Source organism: Synechococcus sp. A15-127 (assembly GCF_014280215.1).
GTDB lineage: Bacteria > Cyanobacteriota > Cyanobacteriia > PCC-6307 > Cyanobiaceae > Parasynechococcus.
Genome location: NZ_CP047948.1, coordinates 2526421 through 2543463 on the forward strand (window position 1 = coordinate 2526421; position 17043 = coordinate 2543463).

Annotated in this window: 15 protein-coding genes and 1 pseudogene; 10 read left to right on the forward strand and 6 right to left on the reverse strand. The window is 60.6% G+C overall.

Going from position 1 to position 17043, the window contains the following annotated elements; genetic code table 11:
* The first annotated feature begins 62 nt into the window (after window positions 1-62).
* Window positions 63-455: a 30S ribosomal protein S6 gene (gene rpsF, locus SynA15127_RS13350; RefSeq protein WP_186485755.1), complete on the forward strand. Its 393-nt coding sequence runs from the start codon at window positions 63-65 to the stop codon at window positions 453-455.
* Window positions 456-494: 39 nt separating this feature from the next.
* Entirely contained in the window at window positions 495-836 is a 342-nt protein-coding gene (locus tag SynA15127_RS13355) for a hypothetical protein (RefSeq protein ID WP_186485768.1), read from the forward strand.
* Here SynA15127_RS13355 and SynA15127_RS13360 read toward each other — a convergent pair.
* A complete protein-coding gene (locus SynA15127_RS13360) occupies window positions 828-2039 on the reverse strand; it encodes an argininosuccinate synthase (RefSeq protein ID WP_186484499.1) in 1212 nt (403 codons plus the stop codon). The two genes, SynA15127_RS13355 and SynA15127_RS13360, sit on opposite strands and share 9 nt — an antisense overlap.
* On the reverse strand, window positions 2039-2269 hold the full coding sequence (locus tag SynA15127_RS13365; RefSeq protein WP_255475516.1) for a hypothetical protein: 231 nt from the start codon (window positions 2267-2269) through the stop codon (window positions 2039-2041). The genes SynA15127_RS13360 and SynA15127_RS13365 overlap by 1 nt, the downstream gene beginning before the upstream one ends.
* A 36-nt stretch (window positions 2270-2305) precedes the next feature.
* On the opposite strand from SynA15127_RS13365, the gene SynA15127_RS13370 reads away from it, so the two are divergent.
* The 5 genes from SynA15127_RS13370 to purT all read left to right on the forward strand — a co-directional run bounded on the left by SynA15127_RS13370 (window position 2306) and on the right by purT (window position 5338).
* Complete coding sequence (locus SynA15127_RS13370) at window positions 2306-2557, forward strand: DUF3134 domain-containing protein (RefSeq protein WP_043693904.1); 252 nt, start codon at window positions 2306-2308, stop codon at window positions 2555-2557.
* Window positions 2558-2643: 86 nt separating this feature from the next.
* Window positions 2644-3753 (forward strand): phospho-N-acetylmuramoyl-pentapeptide-transferase, encoded by a 1110-nt coding sequence (gene mraY / locus SynA15127_RS13375; RefSeq protein WP_186484500.1) that lies wholly within the window; start codon window positions 2644-2646, stop codon window positions 3751-3753.
* Window positions 3754-3759: 6 nt separating this feature from the next.
* Window positions 3760-4008, forward strand: coding sequence for a hypothetical protein (locus SynA15127_RS13380; RefSeq protein WP_186484501.1), 249 nt, complete (start codon window positions 3760-3762; stop codon window positions 4006-4008).
* Window positions 4008-4166 (forward strand): hypothetical protein, encoded by a 159-nt coding sequence (locus tag SynA15127_RS13385; RefSeq protein ID WP_186484502.1) that lies wholly within the window; start codon window positions 4008-4010, stop codon window positions 4164-4166. Before SynA15127_RS13380 ends, SynA15127_RS13385 begins: the two co-directional genes overlap by 1 nt.
* Entirely contained in the window at window positions 4163-5338 is a 1176-nt protein-coding gene (gene purT / locus SynA15127_RS13390) for a formate-dependent phosphoribosylglycinamide formyltransferase (RefSeq protein ID WP_186484503.1), read from the forward strand. Before SynA15127_RS13385 ends, purT begins: the two co-directional genes overlap by 4 nt.
* Window positions 5339-5342: 4 nt before the next feature.
* Here the strand turns inward: purT and SynA15127_RS13395 are convergent.
* The 4 genes and pseudogenes from SynA15127_RS13395 to recN form a co-directional block, all read right to left on the reverse strand.
* A pseudogene (locus SynA15127_RS13395) lies at window positions 5343-6734 on the reverse strand (glycosyltransferase); the annotation flags it as partial.
* A gap of 197 nt (window positions 6735-6931) precedes the next feature.
* A complete protein-coding gene (locus SynA15127_RS13400) occupies window positions 6932-8395 on the reverse strand; it encodes an alpha/beta fold hydrolase (protein WP_255475517.1) in 1464 nt (487 codons plus the stop codon).
* Window positions 8396-8436: 41 nt separating this feature from the next.
* Window positions 8437-11409 carry an excinuclease ABC subunit UvrA gene (gene uvrA / locus SynA15127_RS13405; protein WP_186484506.1) on the reverse strand — a complete coding sequence of 991 codons (2973 nt, stop codon included), beginning with the start codon at window positions 11407-11409 and terminating at the stop codon, window positions 8437-8439.
* Window positions 11410-11454: 45 nt separating this feature from the next.
* Window positions 11455-13143 (reverse strand): DNA repair protein RecN, encoded by a 1689-nt coding sequence (gene recN / locus SynA15127_RS13410; protein WP_186485757.1) that lies wholly within the window; start codon window positions 13141-13143, stop codon window positions 11455-11457.
* Window positions 13144-13218: 75 nt separating this feature from the next.
* Here recN and SynA15127_RS13415 point away from each other — a divergent pair, with 75 nt between their 5' ends.
* From SynA15127_RS13415 to thrC, 3 genes are all read left to right on the forward strand, one after another.
* Window positions 13219-15078, forward strand: a complete 1860-nt coding sequence (locus tag SynA15127_RS13415; RefSeq protein ID WP_186484507.1) for an AarF/ABC1/UbiB kinase family protein — start codon at window positions 13219-13221, stop codon at window positions 15076-15078.
* A gap of 22 nt (window positions 15079-15100) precedes the next feature.
* Window positions 15101-15682, forward strand: a complete 582-nt coding sequence (locus SynA15127_RS13420) for an alpha/beta hydrolase (protein ID WP_186484508.1) — start codon at window positions 15101-15103, stop codon at window positions 15680-15682.
* Window positions 15683-15780: 98 nt separating this feature from the next.
* Window positions 15781-16839, forward strand: a complete 1059-nt coding sequence (gene thrC, locus SynA15127_RS13425; protein ID WP_186485758.1) for a threonine synthase — start codon at window positions 15781-15783, stop codon at window positions 16837-16839.
* Window positions 16840-17043 lie beyond the last annotated feature (204 nt).

Sequence of the window (17043 nt, forward strand, 5' to 3'; positions counted from 1 at the left end):
GGGATAAGGTGTTGGATCCGTCGCTCACCGAAGTGAGCCGTCCGTCCCAGTCGGAACAGCCCATGACGCACGATCCCTATTACGAGACCATGTACATCCTCCGCCCGGACATTCCGGAGGAGGAAGTGGAGAGCCACCTCACCAAATACCGCGACATGCTCGTGGAGACGGGAGCAGAAGTTCTGGACAATCAGATGCGCGGCAAGCGCCGTCTGGCCTACCCGATCAACAAGCACAAAGAAGGGATCTATGTGCAGCTGAGCCACAACGGTGACGGTCAGCAGGTGGCTGTGCTCGAGAAGGCGATGCGTCTCAGTGAAGATGTGATCCGCTATCTCACCGTGAAGCAGGAAGGCCCGTTGCCGGCACCCCGTGTCATGCCGGGCAGCGAAGCGCCTGCTCAGCCGCAGGAACAACAGCAAGCATCGGAAACACCTGCGGGAACAGCCGGCTGAGCGGTTGTGCAGTCCATGGGCGAGCGATAGCGTCCGCCCATGGACTCTTCAGATGACCAGCATCAGGCCCCCGAGCCGCGATGGATCGCCTCTGTCTCGGACGTCAACGAGCGCGATCTGAACACACTTCAGCGTCGAGTCTCTGAACTTGAGGAACAGGTGCGCACCTACGAAGCGCTTCTGGACGATTTACCTGATCTGTTCGAACGCAAATTCCAGCAGCGGCTGGAGCCACTGCTGGAGCGCTACCGATTACTGGCCAGTCAGGGTTCGGAGCTGAGGGCCGGTCAGCCCCCCCTGGTGCAGGCGGAGAGCACCAATATTCTCCGCTTCCCAATGCTGCGAATTCCTGCCCTGCTGCAACGACGGAAATCAGCCTGATCTGCGCTGCGAGGCCGCCCAGAGACGGGTTGGCAGTCCCCAGACGTAGATGAATCCCTCCGCAGCTCGATGATCAAAACGATCCTCACTGCCGTAGGAGGCCATCTCCGGCACATAGAGGCTGGACTCCGTTGAGCCACGGCCGATCACCGTGGCCGTGCCCTTGAGCAGCCGCAACCGCACCACACCATTGACGTGGGTCTGCGTGCGATCCATGAACCCATCGAGAGCATCCTTCAGCGGACCGAACCAGAGACCCTGGTAAACGAGATCAGCCCACTGACTTTCCAGCTGTCGCTTGCTGCGCAGCACATCCGCCGCCAGCGTCAGACTCTCCAGCTCCTGATGAGCCTGGATCAGCAGCAGCAATCCGGGAGTTTCATAGATCTCCCTGGATTTGATCCCGACCACCCGGTTCTCGATCATGTCCAGTCGACCGATGCCGTGGCGGCCGGCCAGGCGATTGGCTTCACGGATCATGGCCACGGGATCGAGACTCGTTCCGTTGATCGCCACGGGATCGCCGGCTTCAAAACGGATCTCGATCTCCTCGGCCACATCCGGAGCATCAGCGACGGATACCGTCATCGCGAAAACCTCTTCCGGAGGGGCGACCATCGGATCCTCCAGAGGACCAGCCTCGATGCTGCGGCCCAGCAGGTTCAGATCGATGGAATAAGGCGATTTCTTGCTCACAGGAGAGGGAATGCCGCAGCGCTCGCCGTAGGCGATCGTCTCCTCACGACTCATGCCCCACTCCCTGGCCGGAGTCAGGACCTTCAGATCTGGTGCCAGAGCAGCGATGGCCACATCAAATCGCACCTGGTCGTTGCCCTTGCCCGTGCATCCATGAGCGACGGCATCGGCACCGACTTCCCTGGCAACCTCAACGAGGCGTCGGGCGATCAAAGGCCTTGCCAGTGCTGTGGACAAGGGATAACGCCCTTCGTAGAGAGCATTGGCCCGGATGGCAGGAAACGCGAATTCCTCGATGAACGGCTGGATCAGATCACCGACGAAGGACTGACTGGCACCGGCATCGAGAGCCTTGAGGCGGATCGGCTCCAGTTCATCGCCCTGTCCGAGATCAGCGGCAAAGGTGATCACCTCCTCGACACCCCATTCCCGCTTCAGATATGGAATGCAGACACTGGTATCGACACCGCCTGAGTAGGCGAGCACCACCTTGTTCGCGCGGCCCATCAATGGGTCTCCTGATCACAATCGACTGATTCTCCCCTCCCGTCGATCAGCAGCCACATCCCCAGAACCAGAGCCGGTGCGAACACAACCGCCAGGACCACTCCGAATGGCGCCTGGAGAGGCTCTGGATGCGATTCACCCCAATGGCGCAGGGCGTAGCTCAAAGCGGCCGCGGCGCCCCAGCAGATGGTCATCACCAGGGGTTTGTTCACGGTGATCAGCAGGGTCATGACGTATGTTGACTGATTGGACTGTGTCCTTCACTGATGAGTGCTCTCGACAGCATCAACCCTTCCCTGACCCGCTACGGGCGCAGGGATCCGGCACCGGTGCTGCCGCTGCGAGAAGAGCCGGATCTGCTCACATGGCTCGAAGCCAGTGGTCGTCTGGTGGCTGATGAGGAATCGAGCTCTCCTGAAGTGAGCACCGTGGAAGAAGAGGAGCTCTCCGCCCTGATGGGTGAGAAGGAGGATTACAACAACGCCGACGAACAGAACGAGGAGCAGTGGGAAGACTGAGCCGGGGGCTCTGAAGACCGGAGAAGACCGGAGTGGTCGACTCCCTATCGTTCGTTTAAGGTCCCTGCGCCTGCTCACATCGAGCCGTGTCCGCCAGCCCGGAGAACCGTTCCCATCGCTGGTGGGAGAACGGATCGCTCAGTGCGTCCCTTCTGATCGGGGTTGTTCTGGCCGCCAGCGTGGCCACCGACAAGTGGATCGCGAATGCTCAGCTGAGCCTGCCGCTGCTGATCAGCATGACCACTGCCGCACTGGTGGCAGCTGCAGGCATTCCACGGCTGCGGGCACTGAAGATGGGGCAGGTGATCCGGGAAGAGGGCCCAAAGGCCCACCTCAGCAAATCCGGCACACCCACAATGGGCGGCTTGCTGGTCGTGCCCGTCGGAGTGATCATCGGCGGCCTGATCAGTCCGGAAGGGGAGGCTTCACAACAGCTGCTGGCCGTGGCTGGCGTGACACTCGCTTACATGGTGATCGGCGGATTCGACGACTGGCGCAGCCTCACCAGACGCACCAACACCGGTCTGACGCCACGCGGAAAACTGTTTCTGCAGATGGTGGCGGCGGTCGCCTTCCTCAGCGTCGCTGCATGGCACGGGTGGATCGACAGCACGATCTCCCTGCCCCTTGGCATGACACTTCCGCTGGGACTGCTGATCTGGCCCCTGGGGCTGTTCGTGTTCCTGGCTGAGAGCAACGCGACCAACCTGACCGATGGCCTCGATGGACTGGCCAGTGGCTGTGGTGCCCTGGTGTTCGCCGGTCTGGCCATCCAGTTGATGCTCCGTGGTCACAGCGGGGATCCCGCCATGGCGGGTTTCTGCATGGCAATGGCCGGGGCCTGGCTCGGTTTTCTGATGCACAACCGCAACCCGGCCCGGGCTTTTATGGGTGACACCGGTTCCCTTGCCATGGGAGCCGCTCTCAGCGCCGTTGCCCTGCTCACCGACAGTCTCTGGCCGCTGCTGGTGATGGGAGGAGTCTTTCTCGCCGAGTCCGTGTCCGTGATCGTGCAGGTCTGGGTGTTCAAAGCCACCAAGGGACCCGATGGCCAGGGGCGTCGCATCTTCCGGATGGCACCACTGCACCACCACTTCGAACTGGGTGGCACCAGCGAACGCACGGTGGTGCCATGCTTCTGGCTGATGACAGCGGGACTGGTGCTGCTGGGCCTGCTGTTGCGCCCCATCGGCTGAACCCTGATGAGTTATTTCACCTGGCGGGAAACAGGACTGACCACGGACTGCCTCAGCCTCGAAGCGATGGCAGCGCGCTTCGAGGAATCCGCCAGCCTGATGCGACGCATGGCAGCGGACGGTTTTCAGCTGGAACGCCAGGGCTCGGAACAGCGCATCACCCATTCCGATGCCTCTGTGTTTGATGCCTGGGGATTCGTGAGTGAAGAACCGCCGGTCCGCCAGCTCACCCTGATTCCTGATCTCGAGACCTGATGGAGAGCCTGCTCAGCACAACCGCGGAACTGCTCAGCCAGGCCGCTGCTGACCCTGACCGCGTCCTGAAGTGGGTGCTGATTTATTTCGGGATCTCCTCCCTGGGGTTCATCGCGGTCTGGTTGATTGGTGAGATCCGCAGCAACAGCAGCTCATGAGCCGATTCCCTCGCACCGTTTTACTGCTTGGAAGCGGAGAGCTTGGGAAGGAGGTTGCGATCGCGGCCCAGCGACTCGGTTGTCGGGTGATCGCCTGCGACCGCTATGCCGATGCCCCGGCGATGCGGGTGTCGGATGTGGCCGAAGTGCTGACGATGACGGATGCGGACAATCTGCTGAAGGTGGTCCGCAGACATCGACCGGATGTGGTGATCCCGGAGATCGAAGCCCTGGCCGTGGCGGCCCTGGCTGAGCTGGAACAGGAGGGCACCACGGTGATCCCCACGGCCAGAGCCACCGCTGTGACGATGAACCGGGACAGAATCCGTGATCTCGCCGCTGGAGAACTGGCTTTGCGGACAGCCCGATTCGCCTATGCGTCCAGCGCCGAAGAGCTGGTGAAGGTCTCGGAGCCACTGGGCTGGCCCGTGGTCGTGAAGCCCGTGATGAGCTCCTCCGGGAAAGGTCAGAGCGTGGTGAGCAGCGCCGATGGGCTGCTCGAAGCATGGAACGCGGCCCTCAGCGGTGCCCGGGGCACCTCGACCCGGGTGATCGTCGAGGAATTCCTGCAGTTTGACCTGGAGATCACCCTGCTGACCGTGCGTCAGCAGAACGGAGACACGCTCTTCTGTGCACCGATCGGCCATGAACAGAAGAACGGGGACTATCAGTGCAGCTGGCAACCGGCTGAACTGAATGACCGACAGCTTCAGCAGGCCCAGGCCATGGCCCGCACCGTGACGGACAACCTCGGTGGAGTGGGGCTGTTCGGTGTCGAATTCTTTCTGTGCGGCGATGAGGTGATCTTCTCCGAACTGTCACCTCGACCCCACGACACCGGACTGGTGACTTTGATCAGCCAGAACATGAGCGAATTCGAGCTGCATCTGCGCGCTGTGCTGAATCTGCCGATCCCTGCCCTGAGGACGGCGGATGCCGCGGCCAGCCGCGTGATCCTTGCCGATCAACCGTTGGAATCCGTGAGTTATGACGGCATCAACGAAGCACTCCGGGAGGACGACACCCAGGTGTTGCTGTTCGGCAAACCGGATGCACGTGCCGGACGCCGGATGGGGGTGGCGCTGGCACGCGGGGAACATCTCGCGGAGGCTCGCAGCAAAGCTGATCGAGCCGCAGGCTGCGTGAAGGTGCTGCCGGGAGTCAACAGCTGATCAGAGGGCGCGCAGGCGTTATCCGACTCCTTCGTGGAGCTCGCCGGACCCTTGGGATCCGGTCGGCTGTGGCGTCCATCAGAGCCAGATAGTGACGGACATGGGCGCCCCAGCTGAAGTGCCGATTGACTGCCTCCACACCGTTATCGCTCCAACGTCTCCAGAGATCACCAGCTCTGGCCGCCTGCTCCAGTCCCCTTCGGAGACCCCCGGGCTCGGTCACATCCACCAGAAGCCCGTTGCCGCATCGGGCCTGAATGTCCTGGGGTCCCCCATCATCCGTCGCCACCATGGGCAACCCACAGGCAGCGGCTTCGAGCAACGTGAGTCCGAAGGGTTCCGTGAGAGCCGGGTTGACGAACAGGCCCTGACGGCGGGCCGCCCAGCGGTACATCGCGGGAATGTGGTCACGCCGATGCTGTTTCGGGTAGGCGATCGTGCCGTAGAGATTGTGATGATCCACCAGCTCGAACACCTGCTGGAACACCTCACGTTGCTGTTCGGCCAACTGGCGAGGGTCATCCCGGCATCCGAGCACCAGCACAAGATTGAACTGCTGACGCAGAGCGGCTGACTGACCGAACGCATCGACAAGAGCGGGGATGTTCTTGCGACGGACCGCCCGTGAAATGGCCAGCAGAGGAGGTTTGGAGGGATCCCGCAGGAAGGGATGCAGCAGCTGATTCAGCTCGGCCTTTTCCGTGAACGTGGCGGAGGGATGAAAACGACTCGAATCCACACCCGGTGGAACCACGTGGGCACGCTGCAGCTGGAAACTGCTGTACCGGGAGTACTGCTTCTCCGCTTCCTGACGGGTGCTAGTGATGATCAGATCTGCCTGTGCGAGCGCCCGCTCCTCAGCGTCGATGCGGGCCCTGATGGCATAGGAGCGTTCCATCTGCAGCGGGTCGCCCCCAGCAGCCAGAAGTCTCCGCTGCTTTTCGCGACCGAGGGAATGGCCTGTGAAAACGAGGGGGATGCCCAACCGCTCACTGACCAGGGAACCCACAAGGCCGGCATCGGCGTAATGAGCGTGAATCCAGTCGACCATCTGACCGGGCTGACGCAGATGATCGACAAGCTGATCAACCAGCTGCATCAGATGCGGCCAGAGCCGTTCCTTTCGCAGGTATCGATCTGGACCAAAACGGAAACGCAGAATGCGGGCCCCGGAAGCGATGGGTTCCTCAGGAACGGCATAGTCACTCGAAACCTGGGGGTCCTTGATCAGCCTGGTGACCACATCGACCTGATCGACATCCGGTTGCCGCGCCAGATGCTTGACAAGCTCGAGGACGTACAGGGTCTGCCCGCCTGTGTCGGCATCACGCCCAAGCTCCAGCTCATGGGAACGGAATAGGCCATGCAGGTGCAGATGCAACAGACGCAGACCCATTCGTGGCATCAACAGACAGCAAAAGCCTGGAAGGGCTTCGTTTTTGTTTAGAGAAACAAAGAGCCTGAGAAGATGAAAAAAAGATTAGAAAACAAGCACTGCTGCCGGGTCAGGCCCACAGATGATTGACCTGGACAGAGATGTCGCCCCTTTCGAGACATCCCCGGAGGCGACGAATTTGTAAACAGACAGCAATCTCAGAGACGATCACTGACATCAACCAGACGCTGCTCCGGATCACCCCAACCACCACCGGAGAATGTGACGGAACCGGACACATCGAGCTGCTCGTTGAGCCAGGCGAGCAGAAGGGCACCGATCGCCGCCGGTTGCGGATCACCCCTGAAACTGCGGGCCGTGAAGTGATTGGCCCGGTCGTACAGCACCAGACGATGTCCATGGCGTGCTGCCTTCGTCTCTCGCATCGGCGAGATCGCCTCGGGACCGGATGGAACGACCCAGTCAGCGGTGCCACTGATCAGAAGCACCTTCCCGCTGAGGCTCCTGGAACTGGCGGGATCGAACAGCAGACGCAACGGGGGACTGACGGACACCACAGCACGCACACGCGGGTCGGCTGCTCCCGCCTCTCGGATGGTGGACAACCAGCTGCATTGCAGCACCCAGCTCATGTTCCCCTCTGGATCCTCCAGATCACTGCAGCGGGAAAGCATCTTTCGATCGGTTGGATCTGCACCGGCAAGCTGAAGAACCGTGGTGCCGCCCCAGGAATGTCCGATCACAGCGACCGCGTCGGTGTTGAGCGACTGATTGCGCAGGATGCGACCTGATGCAACGGCATCGATCAGTGCGGAGACATCGCGGGGACGTCTGGTCAACTCCTCCGGATCCGGGGGGGGACGGTCCCCGGCAAGCATCGCCTTCTGCTGCTCGAAATCACTGCCTGGATGATCGGGAAGAAGCACGGTGTAACCCGCCGAAGCAAGCACCTCTCCCCAGCCTTCAAACGATTCGGGATCATCCCAGAGTCCGTGGGATATCACAGCCAGGCGTCCATTCGAATTCCGCTGCGGTTCCAGAACCAGCGTTCGCAGCGGTTCCTGCCGATGGGGCACCGACACCTGAATCTCCCGACGGGACCAGGCGCCCCTCAGCCGGGCTTGCAACGAAGAATTGAACGGCTCAGCCGGTGCAGCCTTCACCAGACTGCGACCCTGTTCCGTGTTACGGATCAGTCGGGAGGCGATGAAAGCGACCCTCGAGATGTCGATGGTGGCCGTTTTCCCTGGCATTTCACGCAGCAGACCGAGCACAGTCGCCTGCCCATTGCGTTCCGCCCGGATCAGCGCATCGGTGAGCATCCGCCCGGAGGTGTCTGACTCGACCCCTTCGAGCTGCACCAGAGCAACGGCGGATTGGAGGGCCTGCTCAAGCAGTGGCTGACCGGTTGATCCCTCCAGAAACGAACGCGTCTCAGGGGGAAGCGGTGCAAGAAAAATCCCCTCCAGCAGGTTGGACAGCCTGTCGCCGCTCGCAGCCCTCAGATCCTCGAGATCCGGACTGGATCGCAACAGTTGATCGACCGTCTCGGCTTCCCCCAGATTGATCGTGATGCTGGTTTCCAGGAACGGCATCCGCAGAACCAACCGCTCGAGGGCGGACGCAGGAGTTCCCACACCCGTCAGGGCAAGTCCCGCCATCAGGGACACCAGACACGATCGCGGGCATCGGAACCTGAACATCAGGCGGCGAGAGAAGGAATCTCTGCTGGATGCTGATCGAGAACACGACGCAGGTAACGCCCCGTGTGACTGGTCGGATGCTGGGCCACCTCTTCCGGTGTGCCGGTCACCAGCAAGTCCCCGCCACGGTCACCACCCTCGGGGCCAAGATCGATGATCCAGTCGCTGCAACGGATCACATCGAGATTGTGCTCGATGCAGATGATCGAATTTCCCTTGTCGACAAGACGCTGCATCACCTCCATCAACTTGTGGACGTCGTAGAAGCTGAGGCCGGTTGTCGGCTCATCGATCAGATAGAGCGTCTTACCGGTGGCCCTGCGGGACAGTTCGGTGGCGAGCTTCACTCGCTGCGCCTCACCGCCAGACAGTGTCGGGGCCGGCTGTCCGAGCTTCACGTAACCGAGGCCGACGTCCACCAGCGTCCGCAGTCGGTCCGCAGCCTGAGGAATCGCCTCGAACACCTCCGCAGCCTGCTCGACCGTCATCTGCAGGACATCAGCAATCGTGTAGCCCTTGTATTTCACCTGCAGGGTTTCACGGTTGAACCTGGCTCCCTTGCACACATCGCACTGCACGTAGACATCGGGGAGGAAATTCATCTCGATCACGTTCACGCCCTGTCCGCGGCAGGCTTCACAACGTCCGCCCTTGACGTTGAAGCTGAACTGACCGACCTGATAACCGCGCGCCTTGGCCTCAACGGTGGCGGCAAAGACCTGGCGGATCGGATCGAAGGCACCGGTGTAAGTGGCCGGATTGGAACGGGGCGTGCGGCCGATCGGGGATTGATCGATGACGATCACCTTGTCGATCGACTTGATTCCACGCAACTCACCCAGACCGCTGGGAAACGGCACCTTCAGTCCGAGGCCGTTTTCCAGAGCTGGGTGAAGCAGCTCGTTCACCAAGGTGCTCTTGCCACTTCCGCTGACGCCGGTCACCGCGACGAGTCGACCGAGCGGAAATTCCACGGTGAGATCGCGCAGGTTGTTGCGATTGCAGTCGATCAGCTGCAGACGGCGGTTGCCACCTGTGCGACGTTCAGAAGGCGTGGGAATGGAACAGCGTCCGCTGAGATAGGCACCTGTGACGGACTCTTCACTGGACAGAAGGTTCTCCAGGGAGCCTTCGGCCACGATGTGGCCGCCATGCACTCCGGCACCGGGACCGATGTCCACGACATGATCCGCTGCCCGGATGGTGTCTTCGTCGTGCTCCACCACCACCAGAGTGTTGCCGAGATCGCGAAGGCGCCTGAGCGTGTCCAAAAGCCGGTCGTTGTCCCGCTGATGCAGGCCGATGCTGGGCTCATCCAAGACGTAGAGCACTCCGGTGAGCCCCGCACCGATCTGGGTGGCGAGACGGATGCGCTGAGCCTCTCCCCCTGACAGGGTCATCGCCGGACGGTCGAGGCTGAGGTAATCGAGCCCCACATCCAGAAGGAAGCGCAACCGCAGACGGATCTCCCGCAGCACCAGATCGCCGATCTGGATCTGACGCGGCGTCAGCAGCGGCTCGGAACCTTCATGGATCCCGACGCCCATCAACTGCTCGATCCTCTCCAGGGTTTCAGCGACGCTGACGGCCGTGAGCTCTGGAATCCGGAAAGGACCCACCTTCACCGCGAGGGCTTCCGGCCTCAGCCGCTGCCCGTGGCAGGCCTCGCATGGCACCAGCGCCAGGAACTTCTCCAGCTTCTGGCGCTGAGCCTCACCGCTGGCATCGCGCAACTGGCGTTCCAGGATCGGAAGAATTCCCTCAAACGGACGCGTATACGCGCCCTTGCCCTTGCGGTAACGACTGTCGGCCTGGATCAGGATCGGTTCACGACTGCCATTCAGCAGCACATCCCTCTGTTCATCGGTGAGCTCGTTCCAAGGGGTTTTGATCTCGAATCCAAAGGCTTCACCGACGGAATAGAGCAGCGAGAAGTAGTAGCTGTTGTCCTTTTCAGCCCAGGGAGCAACCGCCGCGTAGACCGGCTGGCTGGGATCGGGGATCACCCGTTCCACCGTGAACTTGCGGAGGTGGCCGATGCCATGACAGGCCTCACAGGCGCCGTAAGGACTGTTGAACGAGAAGAGTCGAGGTGAGAGTTCCTCGATCACCGCTCCGTGCACCGGACAGGCGAAATTCTCGGAATAGAGACGCTCGCGATCGACGCCCTCCGGAACCTCCTCTCCTGCCTTGGGAACCACTTCCACAAGAGCGAGACCATCACCGCGTTTCAAAGCAGTGCGCAGGGAATCGGTGAGCCTCTCCTGCACACCCTCCCTGGCCACGAGACGATCCACCACCACTTCGATGTTGTGACTGTGGTTCTTGTCGAGCTCGATGTTGTCTGACAGCTCACGCACCTCGCCGTCGATCCGGACCCGTGCGAACCCCTCCGCTGCCAGACCGCTGATCAGCTTGGTGTGGGTTCCCTTCTTGCCCCGGACCACCGGTGCCAGCAATTGATATCGGGTTCCCTCAGGCAGCAGCAGGATGTGATCGACCATCTCGTCGATGCTCTGAGGCCGGATCGAACGCCCGCACTTGGGACAGTGGGGTTCACCGGCACGCCCGAACAGAAGACGCAGATAGTCCTGAATCTCGGTGACGGTGCCGACGGTCGAACGGGGGTTGTGACTTGTCGATTTCTGATCGATCGAGATGGCCGGTGACAGACCCTCGATGGCGTCGACATCGGGCTTGTCCACCTGGCCGAGAAACTGCCTGGCATAGGCGGAGAGACTCTCGACGTAGCGGCGCTGACCCTCCGCAAAGATCGTGTCGAACGCCAGTGAGCTCTTGCCGCTGCCACTCACACCGGTGAAGACCACCAGTTTGTTGCGGGGGATCGTGACGTCGACGTTTTTGAGGTTGTGCTGTCTGGCCCCCCGCACCCGGATCTCATCGTCCTGATCCGTACGGGCTAGATCCACAGCAGCAGGGCGATTCGCGTTATTGGCAGCAGATCGCCCCATGTCGCCCCGATGGTAAGCACAAAATCTTAAGAAGAATTCGAAACTTCAGGCAGATTTCTGGTCCAGCAGGCTGGCTGCATAGGCACGGGCCTGATCACCACCGGCCAACTCAGCGAGTTCCAGTTGTCGCTGCTGAGTGTCCCGCAGGTGGGACACCCGTGAACGGGTGATGCCGTCCCGCACGTCCTTGCTGACGCGGAAATGGTGATCGGCCCCAGCCGCAACCAGGGGCTGATGGGTCACACAGAACACCTGCCGGTGCCGCGCCAGGGAACGGAGCAACTCCGCCATCGCACCGCTGACCCGGCCACTCACGCCGGAATCGATCTCATCAAACAACAACGTGCTGGACCCATCCACCGCGGCGAGAGCTGTCTTCAATGCCAGCAGAAACCGCGACATCTCCCCTCCGGACGCCACCTCTATCAGCGGTGCGAGGGGCTGTCCGGGATTGGCGGAGAACAGAAAGCGCACGGCATCCGACCCGTGTTCCGTGGGATCGATGGATAGGAGTTCCACTTCAAAGCGCACATTCGCCAGTCCCATGGGAGGCAGCAGATCAAGAAGCGAGCTCTGCAGTGACTCGGCAGCCTCCAGCCTTGCCGCACGGAGCAGGGCATTGGCTTGATCAAGAGCCGATCGACACCGCTGTTCCCTCTGACGCCATCGCTCCAGATCGGCAGACACCCCCCCCTCCATGAGCTGCTCCCGCAGCTCATCCCGACGGGTGATCAGGCCGGCCAGATCGAGCCCATGACGCCGCTGCAGCCGCTTGAGCTGTTCGAGTCGCTCCTGAATGCAATCGAGCTGCTCAGGATCACTCTCAAGAGCCACCCCGTACTGATCCAGAGACCGCAAAAGATCCTCGACCCCTGTCTGGAGGTCGAGAGCCCGATCGTGCAGGGGAATCAGCGAGGCATCCATCTGGCTCATGGCCTGCAGCTCCTGATTCACCGCTGCGAAATGATCCTGGAGAGACGGAGCCTGATCCGCTCCATCGCGCAGACGGCCGAACACCTCAGCCAGGCCCTGCTGAAGATGAACACCGTGAACCAGCCGATCCTGCTCGCGCTCCAGCCGGCCCCACTCATCCGGATCCTCTAAGCAAGCCTGCTCGAGCTGATCCAGCAGCTGTTCCTGCTCGGCCCGATCCCGTTCCAAGCCCTCCTGCTTGTCTTCAAGGGCCAGCAGGGAAGCCGCAGCCTCACGCCAGAGCTGCCATGCCGTACGAACCGCCTGAGAGCATTCGGCGAGACCAGCCCCACCGAGACGATCAAGCCAACGACGCTGCTGACCGGAACGGGACAGTTGCTGTGTCTGACCCTGAATGGTGAGATCGATAAGCAAGGGCCGCAGATCCTGCAACTGCTGCCGGTTGACCGCGACGCCATTCAGGCGTGATCGACTGGTGACCCGCTCGGGCTGCTGTCGGCGCCATTCCCTGCTGACGATCAGTTCGTCCTGTCCATCCTCAGCGAGTCCTTCGCGGCTCAGCCAGCGACCCACCGACTCGGTGATTTCAAAACTGGCTTCGATACGGGACAGATCACAGCCTGGACGCAGCAATCGCAGACCTGCTGCGCCCTGAGCACCACCGAGAACGGCGTCGAGAGCATCGAGAAGAATCGATTTGCCGGCACCCGTTTCACCCGTGAGCACAGTGAAACCGGCTTGAAAGACAAGCTCGAGGCTGTCGATCAGAGCGATGTTCCGCAGCTGAAGACCGGTGAGCACAGTCAGCTCCTGTGGTCGTGCTGACCGTAGCGGCGACACGGTTCGTTTAGAAGGGAGTCCCTTCAGACCGGAACCATGGCGCAGGAGCTCGGTGACTTCATCGAAGCCGCTGGACTGCTGGAGTACGACCCTGCGGCCATCACACGGATCTATGCAGGCCATCCACAACGGCTGATCCGACGCCTGTGGCAGACCCTGGTGCCGATCGGTCTTTTTCTGATCGGGGTGGGCTGGGACTGGTTGTTCCGGCGCTTGCAGGACCCTCGGCAGGCCCGTTCCCGCGCCCGGGAGTGCGCAACCTTGCTTGTGGATCTCGGACCGGCATTCATCAAGGCAGGTCAAGCCCTGTCCACCCGACCGGACATCGTTCCACCCGTTCTGCTGGAGGAGCTTGCTCAACTGCAGGACCAACTGCCTGGCTTCGACAGTGATCTGGCCATGGCCTGCATCGAGGAGGACCTACAGGCTTCGGTCGATGAACTGTTCCTGGAACTGGAACGGGAACCGATCTCGGCCGCATCCCTCGGACAGGTCCACAGGGGTGTTCTGAACAACGGAGAGCGGGTCGCTGTGAAAGTTCAGCGCCCCGGCTTGCGCGAGCAGATCACACTCGATCTTTACATCGTCCGAAACATCGCTTCCTGGTTGAACAGCAACATCGGACTGATCCGGAGTGATCTGGTCGCCTTGATTGATGAGCTCGGCAAGCGGGTGTTCGAGGAAATGGATTACCTCAACGAAGCAGCGAATGCTGAACAGTTCCGTGAACTTCACAGCAACAACCCTCGCATCGCCGTTCCCCGGATTCATCAGGAGGCAACCAGCCGGCGCGTGCTGACCATGGAATGGATCGACGGAGTCAAGCTCACCAACCTCGAAGCCGTGCGCGACATGGGTGTCAACCCTGACGACATGGTCGAAGTTGGGGTGAACTGCAGTCTTCAGCAACTGTTGGAGCATGGTTTCTTCCATGCTGACCCCCATCCTGGAAACCTTCTGGCGCTCGAAGACGGTCGACTCTGTTATCTGGACTTCGGGATGATGAGTGAAGTCAGTCGTGAATCAAGAACGGGCTTGATCCAAGCAGTGGTGCATCTTGTCAATAGAAATTTCAACAAACTTTCGAAGGACTTTGTTACCCTTGGATTTCTTGCTGAAGATGTCAATCTCGAGCCAATTGTGCCCGCCTTTGAATCGGTTTTCAGTCAAGCAATCGAGATGGGTGTCAACAGAATGGATTTCAAAAGCGTGACAGACGATATGTCCGGTGTGATGTATAAGTTCCCTTTCCGAGTTCCCCCCTATTACGCACTGATCATCCGTTCACTCGTCACTCTCGAAGGGATCGCTCTGAGCGTGGACCCCGATTTCAAGATCCTCGGTGCTGCCTATCCCTATTTCGCTCGAAGGTTGATGGAAGATCCGGATCCTCAGCTGCGACAGAGCCTCAAGGAAATGCTCTTCGATGGAGAGATCTTCCGTTGGACACGCCTCGAAAACCTGGTCTCGAGCGCTGCCAGTCAGACCGACCTCGACCTGGACACGCTCCTCGACCAACTTCTCGACTTCCTGTTCTCGTCAAAGGGTGGTCTGCTGCGGGAGCAGCTGGTGGATGCCACGGTGCAACGTCTTGACGATTTCGGATGGCTCACGATGAAGCGCCTGGGCCAACGGCTGCCAAAACGTCTGCAGCCTCCTGGAATGTCTGCCAACAGGTCGATCCAGAACGATCCGCTGCTCCAGCTCGAACCGATCCGTCAACTGATCGGCGTTCTGCAATCTCTACCGGGATTCAGCCCTGATCTGCTGATGAAACGCCTTCCCAGAATCATCAATGAGCCCGACGCACGCCGAATGGGACTTCAGGTGGCGCAGGGTCTGGCCGAACGGGGAGTTGTCCGCCTCGTGCGAGTCGCCGCTGGAGTTCCCGCTTAGGTTTCGTCAAAACAAAGCAGTGATGGTCAGCCTCCGGAGATGCCGTCGATCCGTGCTCGGGTTTGTCGCAGCAACCGGTCTCGCAATCGGTTGTCCAACGCCAAAGGCGATGGCCGCAGTGGACATTGCTCTCGTTTCCGGAGGATTCCGACGCTCGATTCCCGTCAAGGAAATCGAGCATCTTGCCGAAACCGGTGAGGCCATCGGTCTGCTGGAAGATCTGCTGGCGATCTCCGGACAGAAACCCGAGGAGGTCGCGAAGTTACTCAATCAGAAACTGGAGCTTCCACTTGTCTTGACCAGCCGGCTGATCAACACCCGGATCGGAGATGCCATCGTCCATCGTGTCGGCAAGATCATTTATCCGATCTATTCTCCGTCTCCTGATGTCAGCGTCCCTGCCATCCGTGCCGGTGTGATCAATGGATTGCAGGAGGCAGGCGGCCTGACAGCTGTCAATTTCCTGAAGTCGTATCCCAACGAGGTGATGGCTGTAAATCTTCCGGCACTGTTTGGAGTCATTGAGAAAGCACAGTCCATCGCTGGCCTCGTGCAGTTCTTCTCAGACTCACCGCTGGACGGTTTGAAAGATGGAAACCCCTGAGGTCTCTGAGCCCTGACACTTAGATTCCGGCTCAGGTAATAAGCGATCCGGTGACCTTCGTTCAGAACCTCCGTCGACGATTCGCCGATAAGCCGGTGATGCAGGACTGGCCTGGGCTGATCGAGGCTTACCGGGCCTGGTTGCCGGTCAGCAGGTCGACACCGGTGATCACACTGCGGGAGGGCGCCACACCGCTGATTCCGGTGCCATCCGTTGCCGAACGCATCGGCAAGGGTGTGACCGTCCATGTCAAGTACGACGGCCTGAATCCAACCGGCTCCTTCAAAGACCGCGGCATGACCATGGCCATCAGCAAGGCCAAGGAAGCCGGCTGTGAAGCCGTGATCTGCGCCAGCACCGGAAATACATCGGCAGCCGCAGCGGCCTATGCCCGTCGGGGAGGCATGCGCGCATTCGTCTTGATCCCTGACGGCTACGTCGCCCAGGGAAAGCTGGCCCAGGCTCTTGTGTACGGAGCAGAAGTGCTGGCTATCCGCGGCAACTTCGACAAAGCTCTCGACATCGTTCGGGAAGCGGCGGAGAAGTACCCCGTGACCCTGGTGAATTCCGTCAATCCCTACCGTCTGCAGGGTCAGAAGACTGCTGCTTTCGAGATCGTCGATGCACTCGGGGAAGCCCCCGACTGGTTGTGCATCCCGATGGGGAATGCAGGGAACATCACCGCGTACTGGATGGGATTTCAGGAATACCAGCAGGCAGGCCACAGCCGGAAGCTGCCGAGAATGATGGGCTTTCAGGCCAGTGGATCAGCCCCTCTTGTGCATGGGACAACCGTGAAGGAGCCCGAAACGATCGCCACGGCGATCCGGATCGGAAATCCCGTGAACCGCGACAAGGCCATCGCAGCCCGTCAGGCGAGCAACGGGGCCTTTCTGGACGTCACCGATGCGGAAATCATTGAGGCCTACAAGCTGCTGGGTGGAGAGGAAGGAATCTTCTGCGAACCGGCGAGCGCCGCCTCGGTGGCGGGTCTGCTGAAACGACGCGATGAAGTCCCGACAGGAGCCAATGTCGTCTGCGTTCTGACCGGCAACGGCCTCAAGGATCCCGACTGCGCGATCAACAACAACGACGCTGCCTTCCACACGGATCTGGACCCTGATCTGGCCACCGTTGCCGACGTCATGGGTTTCTGAAGCGGTAGACAATCGCCAAAGCGCCTGAGGACAACCGCCCAAAACACTCTTCAGAACCTGGGGAAAGAGAACCTCTGTTGGAGCTTCCGCTCAACGGAGGTTTTTTCACGGCCTGTGAACAAGTGGAAAACCGCTGTTCATCCCACAGGCGTCGAATTGTTCTCACCAGTCATAGAGCTCCAAAACCCCAGACGAAGACTGCGA